Annotated in this window: 14 protein-coding genes; 3 read left to right on the top strand and 11 right to left on the bottom strand. The window is 57.1% G+C overall.

Annotated elements, in window-relative coordinates:
- Position 1: 1 nt before the first annotated feature.
- From ACFFK0_RS11610 to ACFFK0_RS11600, 3 genes are read right to left on the bottom strand one after another with little or no spacing between them, the layout of a single operon-like run.
- A complete protein-coding gene (locus ACFFK0_RS11610) occupies positions 2-2,929 on the bottom strand; it encodes an ABC transporter permease (RefSeq protein WP_377470352.1) in 2,928 nt (975 codons plus the stop codon).
- Positions 2,930-2,932: 3 nt separating this feature from the next.
- Entirely contained in the window at positions 2,933-4,048 is a 1,116-nt protein-coding gene (locus tag ACFFK0_RS11605) for an efflux RND transporter periplasmic adaptor subunit (RefSeq protein ID WP_377470351.1), read from the bottom strand.
- Positions 4,011-4,790, bottom strand: a complete 780-nt coding sequence (locus ACFFK0_RS11600) for an ABC transporter ATP-binding protein (RefSeq protein WP_377470350.1) — start codon at positions 4,788-4,790, stop codon at positions 4,011-4,013. The genes ACFFK0_RS11605 and ACFFK0_RS11600 overlap by 38 nt, the downstream gene beginning before the upstream one ends.
- 196 nt (positions 4,791-4,986) lie before the next feature.
- On the opposite strand from ACFFK0_RS11600, the gene ACFFK0_RS11595 reads away from it, so the two are divergent.
- Positions 4,987-6,369, top strand: a complete 1,383-nt coding sequence (locus ACFFK0_RS11595) for a dipeptidase (RefSeq protein WP_377470349.1) — start codon at positions 4,987-4,989, stop codon at positions 6,367-6,369.
- A gap of 246 nt (positions 6,370-6,615) precedes the next feature.
- On the opposite strand, the gene ACFFK0_RS11590 is transcribed toward ACFFK0_RS11595, so the two are convergent.
- The 3 genes from ACFFK0_RS11590 to ACFFK0_RS11580 all read right to left on the bottom strand — a co-directional run bounded on the left by ACFFK0_RS11590 (position 6,616) and on the right by ACFFK0_RS11580 (position 10,977).
- Positions 6,616-7,275, bottom strand: a complete 660-nt coding sequence (locus ACFFK0_RS11590; protein ID WP_377470348.1) for an HAD hydrolase-like protein — start codon at positions 7,273-7,275, stop codon at positions 6,616-6,618.
- 98 nt (positions 7,276-7,373) lie between these two features.
- Positions 7,374-9,233: an ABC transporter ATP-binding protein gene (locus ACFFK0_RS11585; protein ID WP_377470347.1), complete on the bottom strand. Its 1,860-nt coding sequence runs from the start codon at positions 9,231-9,233 to the stop codon at positions 7,374-7,376.
- Positions 9,226-10,977 (bottom strand): ABC transporter ATP-binding protein, encoded by a 1,752-nt coding sequence (locus tag ACFFK0_RS11580; RefSeq protein ID WP_377470346.1) that lies wholly within the window; start codon positions 10,975-10,977, stop codon positions 9,226-9,228. The genes ACFFK0_RS11585 and ACFFK0_RS11580 overlap by 8 nt, the downstream gene beginning before the upstream one ends.
- A gap of 271 nt (positions 10,978-11,248) precedes the next feature.
- On the opposite strand from ACFFK0_RS11580, the gene ACFFK0_RS11575 reads away from it, so the two are divergent.
- On the top strand, positions 11,249-11,512 hold the full coding sequence (locus ACFFK0_RS11575; protein WP_377470345.1) for a hypothetical protein: 264 nt from the start codon (positions 11,249-11,251) through the stop codon (positions 11,510-11,512).
- 40 nt (positions 11,513-11,552) lie between these two features.
- Complete coding sequence (locus ACFFK0_RS11570) at positions 11,553-12,224, top strand: YidC/Oxa1 family membrane protein insertase (protein WP_377470343.1); 672 nt, start codon at positions 11,553-11,555, stop codon at positions 12,222-12,224.
- An 81-nt stretch (positions 12,225-12,305) separates the two neighbouring features.
- Here ACFFK0_RS11570 and ACFFK0_RS11565 read toward each other — a convergent pair whose 3' ends face one another.
- The 5 genes from ACFFK0_RS11565 to ACFFK0_RS11545 all read right to left on the bottom strand — a co-directional run bounded on the left by ACFFK0_RS11565 (position 12,306) and on the right by ACFFK0_RS11545 (position 15,444).
- On the bottom strand, positions 12,306-12,389 hold the full coding sequence (locus ACFFK0_RS11565; protein ID WP_377470479.1) for a hypothetical protein: 84 nt from the start codon (positions 12,387-12,389) through the stop codon (positions 12,306-12,308).
- Positions 12,390-12,589: 200 nt separating this feature from the next.
- A complete protein-coding gene (locus ACFFK0_RS11560) occupies positions 12,590-13,840 on the bottom strand; it encodes a copper amine oxidase N-terminal domain-containing protein (RefSeq protein WP_377470342.1) in 1,251 nt (416 codons plus the stop codon).
- Entirely contained in the window at positions 13,837-14,439 is a 603-nt protein-coding gene (locus ACFFK0_RS11555) for a copper amine oxidase N-terminal domain-containing protein (protein ID WP_377470478.1), read from the bottom strand. The genes ACFFK0_RS11560 and ACFFK0_RS11555 overlap by 4 nt, the downstream gene beginning before the upstream one ends.
- Before the next feature lie 205 nt (positions 14,440-14,644).
- Positions 14,645-15,205, bottom strand: coding sequence for a hypothetical protein (locus ACFFK0_RS11550; RefSeq protein WP_377470340.1), 561 nt, complete (start codon positions 15,203-15,205; stop codon positions 14,645-14,647).
- Positions 15,206-15,225: 20 nt separating this feature from the next.
- Entirely contained in the window at positions 15,226-15,444 is a 219-nt protein-coding gene (locus tag ACFFK0_RS11545) for a hypothetical protein (RefSeq protein ID WP_377470339.1), read from the bottom strand.
- Between the last annotated feature and the right edge of the window lie 135 nt (positions 15,445-15,579).

Genomic DNA, 15,579 nt, shown 5'->3' with positions numbered 1-15,579 from the left:
GTCACTTCTCCTCCCCGAGCTTCACCGCTTGATGTACGCGCAGTCTGCGGATATGCAGGAACAGCAGAGCCGCGCCGATGCCGATCATAACGGTGACGACGACGTACAGCTGATACGTATCGCGGGCCTCCCATACGACGCGGAACGGCGGCACTTGCGTTCGCACATTTTCCGATGTTTGCAGGAAAGGCAGGAATAAGTAGCTCGTGAGCTTGCCGATCCCGATGCCAAGCGCGATGGAGAGCCCCGCGGTAAACAGCTGCTCGAGCAGCAGCATACCGGTCAGTCCGCGCCGGGACAATCCCATCGCGCGCAGGACACCGAACTGGACGACGCGGCTTGACAGGTTAAAGAACCAATACAGCAAATAGCCAATCAGCGAAACGGCTACCGAAACAAGGAAGCCGAGACTAAGAATGCCGAACACGCCGCCGCGCGCCGGGTGCTTGCCCTGGGCAATGAGCTCGTTGCGCACGTCCTTGATCGTCGCCAGACCGATGCCCTTCTGCTGCAGCGCTTCGACGAGCGGCGTCGCACGCGCCCCCTCCTCCATCTTGATCCAAACTTCATAGGGAAGAAGCGGAGCTTGGTCGTAAATATAGTCCAGGTTGGCGATAAAGAACGGCCGCTGCTCCGGATATTGGCTGGGCCAGTACGGCAGTATCCCGACGATGACGAATTCGACCGGCGTCTGAGCGATCGTAATCTGAACGAGATCGCCTTCCTTAAGCTGGTATTTTTGCGCGAAGCCGGTCGGTACGATGACCGCCTGCTCGTACGCTCCAAGCAAGTTCAAGTATTGATAAGGGTGGGCGGGAAACAAGTCGTTCCTCCACCAGGCAACCTTCGCGAAATCCACATTATCGATGCCGAGTACGCTGCCCTCTCCGGTTGTCTTGCCGGATACGACGACATTGCCGGAAGTCCGCAGCACGCGCGCCGCATGCTCGACGCCCGGGAGCTCGCGGAATACTTCGAACGGCGGCTCGACATAGCGGATTTTCGTCGGCTCCTGCTGACCTTGGCCGCCGGGGCCGCCCTGACCCGGAGCTCCCTGGCCTTGACCTTGGCCTTGCCCCTGACCGCCTTGACCTTGCCCGGCGCCTTGACCCGCTTGCCCGCCTTGCCCGCCTTGACCGCCTTGACTGCCGCCCTGCTGCTGCGGCAAATCCTCGGCAAAGCCTTCCCATACCGCCTGAATCTGAATGTCGCTTCCGTACTGATATAGCGTGCGTTCCTTCGAATTCAGGTCGATCGTGCGGGCCGCCGACGAATTGTATACGCCGAGTCCTAGCGTCAGCACAAGCAGCAGCATCAGCGGGTAATACGATTTGGCCGATCGTGACAGCTGCACAAGCGTAAGAAATAAGGGTACCGGCAAAAATTTGCGTCCGAGCCAGCCGAACAAGCGCAGCAGCCACGGAAATACCCGCAAGAAAAACAACCCCAATGCAAAGATCGAAAGCGCCGGAATGAAAAACAGCAGCGGATGCACCTGCAGCTGATCCGTCGTAAGCCCAGTCTCGATCGAAAGCACCTGCCTCTGATCGAAAAGATAGTAGCCGTAGGCGACGAGACCGAGCAGCGCCACATCGAGAAACCAGCGCTGCCATCCCGGCGAACGGTCGGCGCGGGCGAGCTGCTGCTTGTAGGAAACGATCGACGAACGCGCCGCTGCAACGGCCGGTCCAACTGTGGCCGCGATCGCCACAATAACCGCAGCCGCACCGTACAGTAGCGCATCGAGATTGAAGCCGACCGGCACGGCCTTACGGTCCACAAACTGCAGGAAACCGTTTGAGGAGCCGATGCTTTTGGCCATCAAATAGCCGAGCAGCGGTCCGACCGCCAGCGCGATGACGCCGAGCAGCAGCCCTTCAAGCAAGTATACGGCGACGATTTGCCGGGTCGAGCCGCCCCGCGAACGAAGCACCGCAATGACGCTCCGCTGTTTGTCGAGCGATTGGCGGGCGTTCATGACGATATAGAAAAATACCATGGCAATCATCGGCGCCGCCAGCGTGAACAGCATGATTTGCAATTGCACGCTCTCCCGCTTGAAATCTTGCAGGATGGATAGGAAGGAAATATCGACCTTCGTATTCTTAAGCGTTTGGTACAAATTGATGTCGAGCCTGTTCAGCTTCGACTCCAGCGGAGCGAGCTGGCTCGTCTTGATTTCCGAAAGATTGAATGCATAATACCAGTTGGCGAGCTGCAGCGGCACGTTCTTCTCCTTCAGCAGCGCCTTCTCCATCGCCGAATCGGAGACGAGCAGCATGCCGAGCAGGCTTTCGAACCCTTGATACCAGTACGGATCCGTATCCGACAGCGGCTTGAAGCTGCCGACGATCTTCACCTTCACCGGGGCCTGACCGTTGGCAAGCGGGTAGCTGAACAGATCGCCGACATGGACGTCGTTGCGGAACAGCGCTTCCTCGAAAACGACCGCCTCCAGGATGCCGTTCTGCGGCGTGTCGGCCGCCCACTGCCCGTTCACGAGCTCGACCCGGTCCTTCAGCCCCTCCATGGAAACGATTGTCATTTGCCTGCGACGGCTCGGATCGATCTTCGTCGAGGCGTCCGGCGTCAGCTGCGCTCCGCGGATCGAATACGTCCGTACGAACGTATCCGCCGGAAACCCAAGCTCGCCGGGAATTTGCTCCTTGATATAACGGTCGACATTGCCAAGCGCATCCAGATCAGCCTTCTCGTTACCGGCCGCCTGATAGCGCATGAGCAGCGATCCGGCCGGGAGGCCTTCGCTGTTATCTTGCAGCGTCTGGGCCACGACACGCTTCAGCGAGCCGTCGGCATACATCGGAATGCTCGTCGTGAACGCCACCGCCATGACGAGACCAAGCAGCGTGCTGAGCGTCAGCCAGCGCGTATTCCACATTTTGCGGTACAGGAATCGCAGCATTTGCATATGTTATCGCCCTACGACTTTCTGCCCCGGGGTTAGACCCTTTACGATCTCGACATCCGTCGCGGTCTGCTGGCCGATCTCTACGTCGACTTCCTTCTTGTTGCCTTGCGCGTCTACGACCTGTACGTAATTGCGGCCGGAATACGAACGCAGCGCCGCCAGCGGAATCGTAACCGCATTCTCTTTCCGCGACGTAATGACGGACACGCTGAGCGGCGTACCGCGATTCAAGCCCTCCGGGAATTTCTCCAGCTCAATCAGCACGTAATTGTCGATCGAATCGCGTTCCTGCTGATCGCCGTTCGGGAACGAACCGGGAAAGCCGCCATTTTGCCCGCCGCTGTCTTCCTGCTTCGGATTCGGCAGCTGCTTCACTTTGCCTTTGTGCGCTCCGGCACCGTTAATGTCCACCTGCGTCTCCATGCCGACGGCAATTTTCTTCAGATCGTCCCCCGAAATCGAAGCGGCGACGGTCAACTGACTAAGATCCGCGACCGTAGCGATCGTATCGTAGGCCTTCATCGAATCGCCCTTCTTCACGTAAACGGACACAATCGTTCCGGCGAACGGGGCGGTCAGCTTCGACTTCGCCAGCTTCGACTGCAGAGACGCCAATTCTTCACGCTTCAGCTCGAAATCAATTTTAGCTTTCTCGATATGCTCCGGCGACACCTCATCGGACTTGCGCAGCGTCTCGATCATCGTCAGCTCGTCCTGCCGCGTCTGCAGCTGCTTCTGCTTCAGCTGGCTCTCGAGATCGGAGACGTCCAGCTCGGCGATGAGCTGCCCCGCCTGCACCTGATCGCCGGATTTGACCGCTACGTTCTTGATGCGCTTTCCGTCATTTTCCTCTGTAAAATACAGCTCTTCCTCAATCGTCGCCATCAGCTTGCCGCTCCCGCGAACCTTCGTCTCGAGCGTCTGCGTCTTCACGTCGTACGTCGGCTTCTGCGACAGCTTCGCCGGGGTAATCGTCGGCAGCTGCTCTTCCTCCGCTTCCTTCGGCAGCAGCGAGCAGCCGGAGCTCAGCAGAAGCGCGGCCGCCGCCCCCAGCGCAAGTGTGGGCTTCCATAGTTTTGAATTAAGATATGAATGTTCCGTCCACCATTTCGTAGACATGATCGGCAACCTCCAAGATCGTTGGGTCATGAGTCGTCATACAAATCGTAACGCGTTCGCTGCGGATAATATCCCGGAAGACGGCCATCACTTGAGCTCCCATCTGCGAATCGAGCTCAGCCGTCGGTTCGTCGGCCAGAAGCAGGCAGGGCCGATGCGCGATCGCTTTGGCGATGGCGACGCGCTGCTGCTCTCCGCCGGACAGCTCGAACGGCCTGTGATGCATCCGTCTGCCGAGCCCGACCAGCTCCAAACAATGCTGAACGCGGGGCTTCCACTCGCTCTTCGGAGTGCCCGCCATCCGCAGCGACAATTCGACATTCTCCCAGGCGGAAAGCAGCGGCAGCAGAGCGAACGATTGGAAAATAAACCCGATATCGCGGCGGCGAATCCGCGTCCGCTCATCGTCCCCCGCCGAGTGAAACGGATGTCCCCTGAACAGCACCTCGCCCCGGTTCGGCTGATCGAGTCCACCGATAATGTTCAGCAGCGTCGTCTTGCCCGAGCCCGACCGGCCCTTCAGCATGACGAGCTGCTGCGGCCTCAGCTCCATCGTGATGCTCTTCAGGACGTGCAGCTTCTCGCCGCCGACCTGGAACGACCGCTCAACATTATGTACGGTAAGAATCGGTTCGCCCGACGATGGCTCTTCCGGCTGGAGCGTGTCCGTCGCCGTTTCCGTGCCATGCACGGTGTCGTCAAGTATAGCCGACGCAGCGTTCCGCCGAAACCATCCTTTCATGGGTTCTTTCTCTCCCTTCCCCTTCATGCTTGAACTCTTAACGAGGAATTGCCAATAAAAGTTACAATATCCGCAAAAATTTTTTCATTCGCCGCCGTGTCCGCTGAATTTGCATCGCCGCGCACCGTTTCTATATGATAGAAGAACACGGGGAAGCATTTCCTCGAGCCTACTCTACATATAGGAGTGTCATCACATGACCCATTCATTGGATACGTATTTTCAGCAGCATCGGGACGCCCATCTCGCGGAGCTGAGCGATTATTTGCGCATTCCGAGCGTCAGCGCGGTGCCTGAGCACGCCGGAGACGTACGGCGTTGCGCCGAGTGGACCGCCGATGCGCTGCGCCGCGCGGGCTGCGAGCATGTTCAAGTGCTGGAGACCGAAGGGCATCCGGTCGTCTACGGCGACTGGCTTCACGCTCCCGGCAAGCCGACCGTACTCGTCTATGGTCATTACGACGTGCAGCCGCCCGATCCGCTCGAGCTATGGGAAACGCCCCCGTTTGAGCCACAGCTGCGGAACAACAAGCTGTATGCTCGCGGAGCTACCGACGACAAGGGACAGCTGTTTATGTACATCAAGCTTGTCGAGGCTTGGCTGCGGACGCAAGGCACAATGCCCGTAAACGTCAAATTTTGCATCGAAGGCGAAGAGGAAGTCGCCAGCTTGCACACCCCTCCGTTTATTGAAACGCATCGCGAATTGCTGGCAGCCGACGCCGTCGTCATTTCCGATAACCCCATGATCAAGAAAGGGCAGCCGGCCATCATGTACAGCTTGCGCGGTCTCATCGGCGTCGAAATCGAAGTAATTGCAGCGAATCAGGATCTGCATTCCGGCCTGTACGGCGGCGGAGTGCCGAATGCGGTGCACGCCTTGACGGAATTGCTTGGGTCGATGCATCGTCCTGACGGAACGGTTGCCGTTGAAGGCTTCTATGACGCCGTGCTGCCGCTTTCGCCCGAAGAGCGGCAATCGCTCGCGAACGCCGGTGAAGATGAGGAGCAGCTACGCCGGGAGCTTGGCTTGTCCGCCTTGTTCGGGGAGCCCGGCTTCAGCTTTGTCGAACGAACGACGGCCCGGCCGACGCTGGAGGTCGTCTCCATCTCCGGCGGTTTCCAGGGCGAAGGCATCAAACCGATCGTTCCGGGGCGCGCCGTCGCCAAGATCGCGTGCCGTCTCGTCGCTTCCCAGAAGCCGGAAGAGATCGAGGCTGTGCTGGAACGGCACATTCAGCGGCATACGCCGGCCGGCGTGCAGGCCAAGATGAAACGTTCGCTGAGCGGCAACCCGTATTTGACCCCGATCGACCATCCGTTTATGCGGGCTGCGGCCGAGTCGTATGCGGACGTATATGGCGTGAAGCCGGTATTCACCCGCGGCGGCGGCTCCATTCCCGTTGTCGAGGTATTCGGCAGGCTGCTGGACGCCCCTGTCGTGATGATGGGATTCGGTCTCAAGGAAGAGAACATGCATGCCCCGAACGAATATTTCGATCTCGACAACTTCGACCTGGGGCTGCGGACGCTGGCCCGGTTCTGGGATAAGCTCGGGCAAACCCGGATCGGTCAATGAGCGCCAGAATGCCCCGGCTGTGACTGCAGCCGAAAAGCACCTACATGAAAAAATAGGGTCATGTGGTGAAGTTTTTCCAACAGATACCACTAGCCCAAATATTTACACATATTAGTATATTCGTCAATAAAAAGATGCGCTGTGCAGGAACGAAAGCTTCTTCGCCTGCAAGCGCATCTTTTAAATATAATGATTCGTTTATCTTGTCGTTCGATGCAATAAGATTGAAGAATGATAATGACCCCGTTAAGATATCGTGGCTGGGCTGGCGACCTTTCCCGTCACATAAGCCAGCAGCTCCAGCGGCTCCGACACGATCGCCGACGCTCCCGCTTCGCGGAGCAACTCCGGCGCATCGTATCCCCAGGCTACGCCGATCATCCGTACTCCCGCTTTCACACAAGCAACGGCGTCGCGATGCTCATCGCCGACGTACAGCACTTCGTCCGGCCGCACCCGATGACGCTTCATCCAGCTGCGCAGCGCCTGATGCTTCGCAAACAATCCGCGCGACGACAGCACTTCGGCGAAGGGCGGCAGCCCGGCCTTGGCCAGGAACGCCCCGATCGTCGCTTCGGAGTTCGATGACAGGATCGTTAACGTGACGCCGGCCGACTGCAGCTTGTGAAGCAGCTCGGGAATACCCGCAATCGGCTCCAAGTCTTCAATGTAGGTACGGTAACGGCGCTTCGCCTTCACCGCCAGCTCCGGGATGCGCAGCACCGGAATGCCGAGCGCCCGGCCGCGGTCGGGAAGCGACAAGGCGCGCAGCGCCTCCAGATTCGCTTCATCGATACGGCCGAACCCGTAACGCTCAGCCAGATCATTATATAATCGAATAATTAAGGCCCGGGAATCGGCGAGCGTCCCGTCAAAATCAAACAGTACGTGGCGTATCTTCGGCACGGTTGATGCCCCCTTCGGCAGTGCTTCAGCATAAGCTTCAGGACAACCGTACCACGGTGCGCCGACATTTTCAACCAAAATCTGCCACAGCCGAAACGCTACCCCGTTTGCAGCTCCTCCAGCCCTTGACCGCCCTTCGAGTGCTCGTAAAGCTCGCGGTAATAACCATCAAGCTCGATCAGCTCGGCATGCGTCCCCTGCTCCACGATATCGCCATGCTTCATGACGATAATACGGTCGGCATGCATGATCGTCGACAACCGGTGCGCGATAACGAGCGTCGTCCGCCCGGCGGAAACGACTTTCAGCGCATGCTGCACAAGCTGCTCGGTGAAAGAATCGAGATTGGCCGTCGCTTCATCCAGGATCAGGATCCGCGGCTGCAGCAGCACGATCCGGGCAAAAGAGAGCATCTGCCGCTCTCCGGCCGACAGCCCGCTGCCCCGCTCCGACAGCACCGTATCGTAACCGCGCTCCAAGCGGCGAATGAACGGCTCCGCTCCGACGAACCGGCACGCCTCTTCCACCTGCTCGCGGGTATAGCTCTCGTCGAACATCCGCACATTGTCGACAATCGAGCCTGAATACAAGAACGGCTCCTGCTGGACAAGTCCGATAATGCGGTGCAGCGTGCTCTGCGGTATGCTCCGCACATCGACGCCGTCGATCTCGATCGATCCCGCTGTCACATCGTAGAATCGGCACAGCAAGCTCATCAACGAACTTTTGCCCGCCCCCGTCACCCCGACGATACCGATCATTTGCCCGGCTTCGATCTTCAGATCAAGGCGGTTGATGACTGGAATATCCGGCGAATACCCGAACTCGACGCCGCGGTACGCGATCTCTCCGTGAATCCCGGAAGGCTGAACCATAACGGCTTGAGCAGGCTCGGGGTCACGGACTTCAGGCTTCGTTGCAAAAATCCGGTACAGCCGGTCCATCGAAACCGTCGTCGATTGGAACGTGTTCCACTGCTGCGTAATCGCGTTAATCGGCTGGAAAAATTGCCGTATATACGAGATAAATGCGTACAGCACACCGAACTCCAGCTCGCGGTGAAACACCGCCATGCCGCCGATCCATACGAGCAGCGCAACGGATACGTTGCCCAAAATATCGAATGACCGGTTAAACAGCACGTTCGTGCGAATTTCCTTCACATTGGCTTTCCAATACGAACGGTTGCGGTTTTCGAATTGCTTAAACTGCTCTTCCTCTTGATTGAACGCCTGGATCAAACTCATCCCGGCCAAATTCTCGGCCACGAAGGCGACCATCCGCGACAGCTGCGTCCGCGCCGCCTGATACGTCCTGCGCAGCCAGCTGCGGAATACGGCCGCGATTATGGCGATGATCGGCAGCAGCAGCGAGCTGTACAGCGCCAGCATAACGTCGAGCTGGAACATGAACACCAGAATAAACACGAGCGTCAGGCCGTCGCGAATCAGGCTGAGCAGCACCTGCGTGAAAAACTGCGAAATCGACTCCGTATCGCTCGATTCATTGGTCACCAGCGAGCCGATCGGCGTTCGGTCAAAGAACGACATCGACAGCTTCTGTATGTGCCCGAACAAATCTTTCCGCAGCTTGGCGACAATGTTCTGGCCGATATGCTGCAATAAATTATTTTGCCAGTAGGTGAACAGCAGGCTGATGAGCGCGAGCGCGGCATAGGCGCCGCCGACGAGCCACAGCAGGCTCATGTCGGTTCGCCCCTCCATCAAATGATCGTCAATGACGACTTTGACCAAATACGGCTGCAGCAAATCCGCCAAAATCGCCAGCACCGCGCACACGCATACGAGAGCAAACGTCCAACGGTGCGGCTTGCCATAGGCGAAAATGTGCCGGAACGCTTCCTTCCGTTCCTGCGCCGTCGCCGAATAGGAAGCGCTGATCTCCGGCTGCTGCCGGTTTTGCGATGCTCCCGGCTTCCGGAACAACGATTTACGCATGAGCGACACCCCCCTCCTGGATCGCATACAGCTTCGCGTAAGGACCGTCCTGCTGCAGCAGCTCCCGGTGCGTCCCCTTCTGCACGATGCGTCCTTCCTCCATCACGACGATGACATCCGCGTGCATGACGGCCGATAAGCGGTGTGCGATGAGCAGCGTCGTCTGCTTCGCTTTGTTGGCGCGCAGTCCTGCGATAATGTTCGTCTCCGTCACCGCATCGACGGCGCTGACGCTGTCATCGAGGATGAGCACCGGCGCCCGCTTAATGAAGCCGCGCGCCAGCGACGTCCGCTGCCGCTGGCCGCCGGAGAGCGTAATGCCCCGCTCCCCCAAGCGGGTGTCGAACCGCTGCGGGAAAGCTGCGATGCTGGCGGCGATTTGCGCCTGACGGGCGGCCTGCTCGACTTCGTCCATCTCGGCTGACCGGTCCGAGAAGGCGATGTTGTCGCGGATCGTCGTGCTGAACAGGAACCCGTCCTGCGGCACATACGCGATTTTCTTGCGCAAGCTCTCCAAGGTGATGTCGCGCACATCGCGGCCTCCTACGCGCATCGTGCCCCGCGGCGCGTCGTAAACGCGCAGCAGCAGCTTCACCAGCGTCGTCTTGCCGGAGCCGGTCTTGCCGACGAGAGCGACCGTCTGCCCCGGCTCGATGTCGAGATGAATATCGCGCAGCGCAGGCTTCGCCGATCCCGGATAATGGAACGTCAAGCCGCGGATGCGGATGCCGAGCGGTCCGTCCGGCAGCGGCAGCGCGTCCGCATCGTCCTTGATGTCCGGCTGCTGCGCCAGCAGCGCATTGATGCGCTCCAGCGATGCCCGCGAGCGCTGCATCATGTTGATCACGTTGCCGATCTGCTGCAGCGGCCCTACGATCATCCGCAAATACAGCGTCAGCTCTACGAAGCTGCCGAGCGTGATTTGCTTCGTAACGGTCAAATAGCCTCCGATAACGATCGATACGACCAATGAAAGCGATCCCAAAAATGGCAGCAAAGCTTGGAACAAAGAGGACACCCGGACGAGCTTCAGCTGGTTGTCGCGGATGGCATCTACCTTCTCACCGAAGCGCCGCATCGCCATCTGCTCCGCCGCGAACGTCTTCGTCACGCGAATGCCCCCGAACTGCTCCTCGGCCGACTCGGTCATGGACGCGAGCGATTCCTGCACCTGCATGGAACGGTCGCGGATCACCGGACCGAAGCGAACGACTAGAACCGGGATCGCGAGCAGCGGCACGACGCACACGGCGATCAAGTACAGCGGAATCGAGCTGAACATCATCATGACAACGCATGCCAAAATCAAAAACACAGCGTTCGTCGTCTGATTCACACCGTTGGAAATCGATTCGCGCACGCTCGTTACGTCGTTGACGACATAACTGATCAGCTTGCCGATCCCTTGCTTGGAGAAGTACGTCTCGCTCAGCTTCGTGAAATGCGCGAATAACCGCTGTCTCGTCATAAATTCAAACTTTCGCCCGAGCCGCGCCACAGTAAATTGGCCGATCCCGAACAGCAGCCCGTAAGCAATCCCGATCGCAAGCAAAATATAGCCGTAACGGGCGATTGTCTCCGCGGTCATGCCGCCCAGCTGCAGCTCATCGGTGAATTGCCCCAGCATCCTCGGAAACAAGGCATTGGTTACGTTGGCTGCAATTAGAAACGTAACGGCAAATGCATAAATCGGAATATGACTGCGTACGAATGAGGTCAACAGCCCCCGCTGTTTGTCTTTCAATCGCGTCAGCTCCTTTCAAAGATACGTTCCGTTCCGCAGCACCTCCCCCATTCTACTCCCGCTCCCCCAGCAGGGCAAACCGCTTACAGGCACAGGAAACCACGTCATGGGGGCAGATCACTGTTAACGTGAACATAGCCAGCCGTTACCTCCCTTTTTGTTCCGATATCGCCGCATACCTGCCGAAAGTTGTGTTAGGGAAACATTTTTCATGAAACCTTATGCGCCTTTACGGAGTATGTAAAAGAAAGATCGCTCGCGTAATAAGGAGGTGGAACATCTGGAGCTGACGTGGTCCCTGCAGGATCTGCTGCTCGCCCTTAGTGCGGCAGGGTTCCTCTACGGCGTATGGCAGCTGCTGCCTCATGCGCTCCCAGCCGCTCAAGCGGCATACGTCGATGGCGGCCCGGCGACGGCTGTTCGCCTTCCCGGCAAACGGACGCCCCGGCCTGCCATTCGACGAATAAGGCGCGTCCAAGCGCCCGCGCAGGAATCCGGAGGAACGGGCGACGAGCCGAGCCTTCCTAACGAATAGGAACCGAACCCCACATTCCTAATCTTAAGGAGGCTTTCCGATGAATTCCTGGTTTGAAACCATCTCTTCTCTCCTGCTGCCTGTTTTGGAGCTTATCCAACGTTATACCCATGATTGGGGCTTGGCCGTTATCGTACTGACGTTGCTTGTCAAGACCGTCCTCTATTTGCCTCAGCTGCAGGCGGCCCGTCAGCAAGTGCGGATGACACACGTACAGCCGGAGCTGCAGCACCTGCGCGAACTGCACAAGGACGATCCGCAGCAGCTCGCCACGGCGACGATGAAGCTCTACGAAGAGAAGGGCATTCGGCCGTTCCGTTCCATCCGCAATGTCCTGCTGCAAATGCCGATCTGGATGGGCCTGTACGGATTGTTTCTCGTGCACGGCGCGGCGATGACGTCCGTGCTTCTGCCTTGGATCGGCAACCTGTCTATGTCCGATCCGCTGCACGTGCTGCCGCTGCTGACGGCGCTCGGTACAGGCTTGACGGTGCTCATCCCGCTCACGGCGGACAGCGCGGCGGCCTCGCCGACAGCCGTTTGGACCGGGCGCACGGTCATGCTGGCGCTTGCGGTGCTGCTGCCGCTCGCCTTCATGTGGCGGGCTCCGGCTGCACTCGGTTTATATTGGCTGACCAGTTCGGCGTTTTCGCTTATGGAAAGGCTGTTTTACCGGACCGGATGGGGTAAGCGGCTGCTGGCGCGAGCCTAAATCAAAACGGCAGTTCAGGACGTTGTAGACGTCCCGGACTGCCGTTTGTTCGTTGTGCTGCTTTGTGCCGTAAACAGTAGCTTAGCTTCTTCGGAGGTCATATTTTTCATAAGGCACGTTGAGTAAATGACCATTGATGTTAACCGAATCGTCATCCAGCCACATGATCTCCGCCGAATTCGGATTCAGCAATCAATGTTCCTGCCGGCAGCCTTCTCATATCGAAGAAAGCCCAACAAATACCATACACGGCTGCCCCGGCCAACAAGAGGAATATTGAAAAAAAAAGACGAAGTAAACTTTTTTCTTTGTCCGTTTGATGTCTAACTCATCATCGTATTGACCTGGATCCATACATTTGCATCTCACTCATTCTCAGGAATGTAGAACATCCTGTCGCCGATCTGAATATCGCCGTCATCGTGAAGGAAGAACACCGTACGCACGACGGTCTGATCCGCATAGGTGAGAGTGAGCGTATTGCCTGCGATGCTGTATGTTCCTTTATCGCTCTTGGAGGTGGATGAATGAGTCGTTGTAACGTGAACATCCAATGTGCCTAACGATAAATCGGTGCTTTCAAACGTTCCGTCGCTTCTGAAGGTCAAATATTCCGTCCACGAGGTGGAAAAGGCGTGAATCCCCACTAAGCCTTCATAACCGATATGTTTAAACGTTCCCTGGAGTGTATGCCCGCTGGCAAGCGGTAAAGCGGCCGTCATCGTCACATCGTTCACCGTCAGCTCGCCATGCTTCGTTGTGCCGATTTTGAGCGATTTGCCGTTACTGGTCGTCAGTTGCCCATCCTTGATCGTATAAGATAAGCATTCGTCGACAGAGCAATCGATCGTTTCCGGTCCGCCTCGCTTCGGAAGCCCGATGACGATCCGCTGATCCGGCAGAAAGGTGTACAGATCCCAACACATACCGCCGCATTCGTAACCGCCAAAATCGTCCCTCCATCCGTAGTACAACCCCTGCAAATCGTTCAAATCCACTGCTTTGATTTCTGTTGGAGCATCGGGAGCTGCCTGGGGCGCAGCTGCCGGTTCGGACGGCAATGCCGGTGTCGGCTCCGCCGCGGGCTGCGACGGCGCCGGCGCTGCGGCCGCCAGATCGGCCAGTTTCTTCTCCATCTCTTCCTTCGTCATGCCGAGAATCTTTAATAAGTCGGATGTTATGATCGATATTTCACGATTTACGGCATCCCAATGCACGATCGCTCCCGTCGACTCGCCGACAAAACGGAGCGGCACCATCGTATGGCCATCTATGATTTGCGCGCTTTGACTTAAAGAGACACTGTTGCCGTTGACAGTTGCAGTTGATCCGCCGATAACGAGCTCGATGTTCAGCCCCTCTTTCGTCCCTGTCACGCGTTTCCGGTCGCCGTCCCAAGTGACGCTCATGCCCATTTGTTCGAACAGCGGCCGAAACTGCACCAGCGTCGTACCGCCGATAATAACCGGCGGAACCTCGAAAGACATTTGCGTCGTATCGACGAACACCTTCGGCGGAATCTCGCCGTCGGCCGCAGTTCGGCCGGGAATCATCGTTACTGAGGCAACCATCATTATCATGAATACAAATGCAAGGCCTGCCCGGAACATCCTCATTTCTTTGCCTCCTGCCCTTTATCAATCGTCGTTTGCGGCGGTGATTGAGGGGCGTCGGCCGGCGGCGTTTGCTGGGAAGTCCCATCCTGATTGTCCAGAAGAACCAACGCTTGTTCCTTCGTAATGCCAAGCTCCTTCAAGAACGCCTCACTGATAATTTCAATTGTTCGTATATCACCATGCCAGGCAACAACCGCCCCGGTCGCTTCACCGACGAATCGCAGCGGTACGAGCGTATTTCCGTCCACGATTCGCGCTGCTTTTTCCAGCATGACCTCATTGCCATTTACCAAAGCTTTATTGCTGTCTATCGTCAAAAGGAGTGTCTCGTTATTTTTCTTACCTGTGATGGTGCGGCTTTCCCCGTTCCATGTAAGCTCAATGCCCGTCGCCTCAAATAGCGGCCGAAGCTGTACGAGTGTCACCCCGTCCTCTAAAAGCGGATCGATTTCGAACGTTATCGTTTGCAAATCCAGTTGTACTTGGATCGGCTGCTCCGCTGCAGTTGCTGTTGTATCATTGGAGAGGATCGCCCCGGCGATAAGCAGCAAACACCCCATCCAAGCCAAAACTTTGCGCCAACAAATAGACTTGCTCATCACGCCGCCATTCCACTCCTTTAGGCCAAGGTCTGTCGGACTGAAGCGCCCCCATCAGGTTACCATAATGTTCCACAAGCTTACATGGAACCGCAGTCCCTTTTCCTTGCAGCATGTGTCGAACGAACGTAGATCATTGTAGTTTGACGTGTCTCAAGCCGCAATGAATAAAGCTTGCCGTACACAGCGATGCGTGCAGCAAGCTTTATTTTCGAACAATGATACGTTGACGTTCCTTCCATTCGAATGGTTCTTCGGGGTCGAAGGCGGACAGGTGAATGGTGAGATCCAGCGCTTGGATGCGAGGCCCATAGAAACGTTCGGGGCCATCCGCCCAGCATGAATACAGCTCTACTTCATCTCCGGCTTCCATATTGCGGTCCAGGTAAGCGAACAGCTCGGTTACGCATTTTTTGTTACGTTCGTATAGGTCAGATACCGTCCGTTGGTTATCTGCGCCGAGTCGAAACGAGCCTCCTTCGGGGTTCACCTGGTACATGACCGGATTCGAGAAAATGTGCCTGCCCTGCTCGCGGCCGAGCGGTCCGCTGACATAAATGCCGGCAGCGTCGAGCTCCGTCTCGTACACATCGATCGTGATCGCATCCGGCGAATATTTTTCCAAAAGCACTTGCATGTGGGGTTGATCTCTAGCTTGCGGATTCACGTTGGCCAGGTAATCGGCTATCGTCATCGTTGTCTTGCTATGGCCGAATGAGCCTGTCGGCATTTCGCGGGTCGCAGCCATGTAATAGAAGATGGACACTTTGCACCTGCCCTGCGTCGTTATAGGAGATTTTGGAACAAATACCCTGCGATGGCGCCCAGGATGAAGGTCAGGCTGAGATTGAACTTTTTGTACTTGCGAATGATCTGGCTGGAAATCAGTTCCATAATGATAAGAATGCCGGACAGAGCGATTTTGATCCCCCATCCGAAGAATGGAAGCGCAGCACCCATCGCCAGTGCCATCAGAGCTAAGAACATTGGAAGTGCGAATGTCATGGATTGTCACCTCTAGCGAGATGCTGTTCCCAGGAGTTTGGACGATTCTATGTTGCCACGAGATCAATACCTTAGGGTCTGTCAAGATCTTTGTGTAAACTCATTTAAAAAAGCTTTCTCCCCGAGGGGAGAAAA

Source organism: Paenibacillus chartarius (genome assembly GCF_042432825.1).
Lineage (GTDB): Bacteria > Bacillota > Bacilli > Paenibacillales > NBRC-103111 > Gordoniibacillus > Gordoniibacillus chartarius.
The sequence above is the reverse complement of the archived record's forward strand: the minus strand, read 5'-3'. Positions and strand labels throughout refer to the sequence as shown.

What these genes read in the sequence shown, in the direction of transcription:
- ACFFK0_RS11605 (WP_377470351.1), bottom strand. Translation starts at nt 4,048, where the DNA reads ATGTCTACGAAATGGTGGACGGAACATTCATATCTTAATTCAAAACTA.
- ACFFK0_RS11600 (WP_377470350.1), bottom strand. Translation starts at nt 4,790, where the DNA reads ATGAAAGGATGGTTTCGGCGGAACGCTGCGTCGGCTATACTTGACGAC.
- ACFFK0_RS11555 (WP_377470478.1), bottom strand. Translation starts at nt 14,439, where the DNA reads ATGAGCAAGTCTATTTGTTGGCGCAAAGTTTTGGCTTGGATGGGGTGT.
- ACFFK0_RS11610 (WP_377470352.1), bottom strand. Translation starts at nt 2,929, where the DNA reads ATGCAAATGCTGCGATTCCTGTACCGCAAAATGTGGAATACGCGCTGG.
- ACFFK0_RS11560 (WP_377470342.1), bottom strand. Translation starts at nt 13,840, where the DNA reads ATGAGGATGTTCCGGGCAGGCCTTGCATTTGTATTCATGATAATGATG.
- ACFFK0_RS11570 (WP_377470343.1), top strand. Translation starts at nt 11,553, where the DNA reads ATGAATTCCTGGTTTGAAACCATCTCTTCTCTCCTGCTGCCTGTTTTG.
- ACFFK0_RS11585 (WP_377470347.1), bottom strand. Translation starts at nt 9,233, where the DNA reads ATGCGTAAATCGTTGTTCCGGAAGCCGGGAGCATCGCAAAACCGGCAG.
- ACFFK0_RS11545 (WP_377470339.1), bottom strand. Translation starts at nt 15,444, where the DNA reads ATGACATTCGCACTTCCAATGTTCTTAGCTCTGATGGCACTGGCGATG.
- ACFFK0_RS11565 (WP_377470479.1), bottom strand. Translation starts at nt 12,389, where the DNA reads ATGTGGCTGGATGACGATTCGGTTAACATCAATGGTCATTTACTCAAC.
- ACFFK0_RS11595 (WP_377470349.1), top strand. Translation starts at nt 4,987, where the DNA reads ATGACCCATTCATTGGATACGTATTTTCAGCAGCATCGGGACGCCCAT.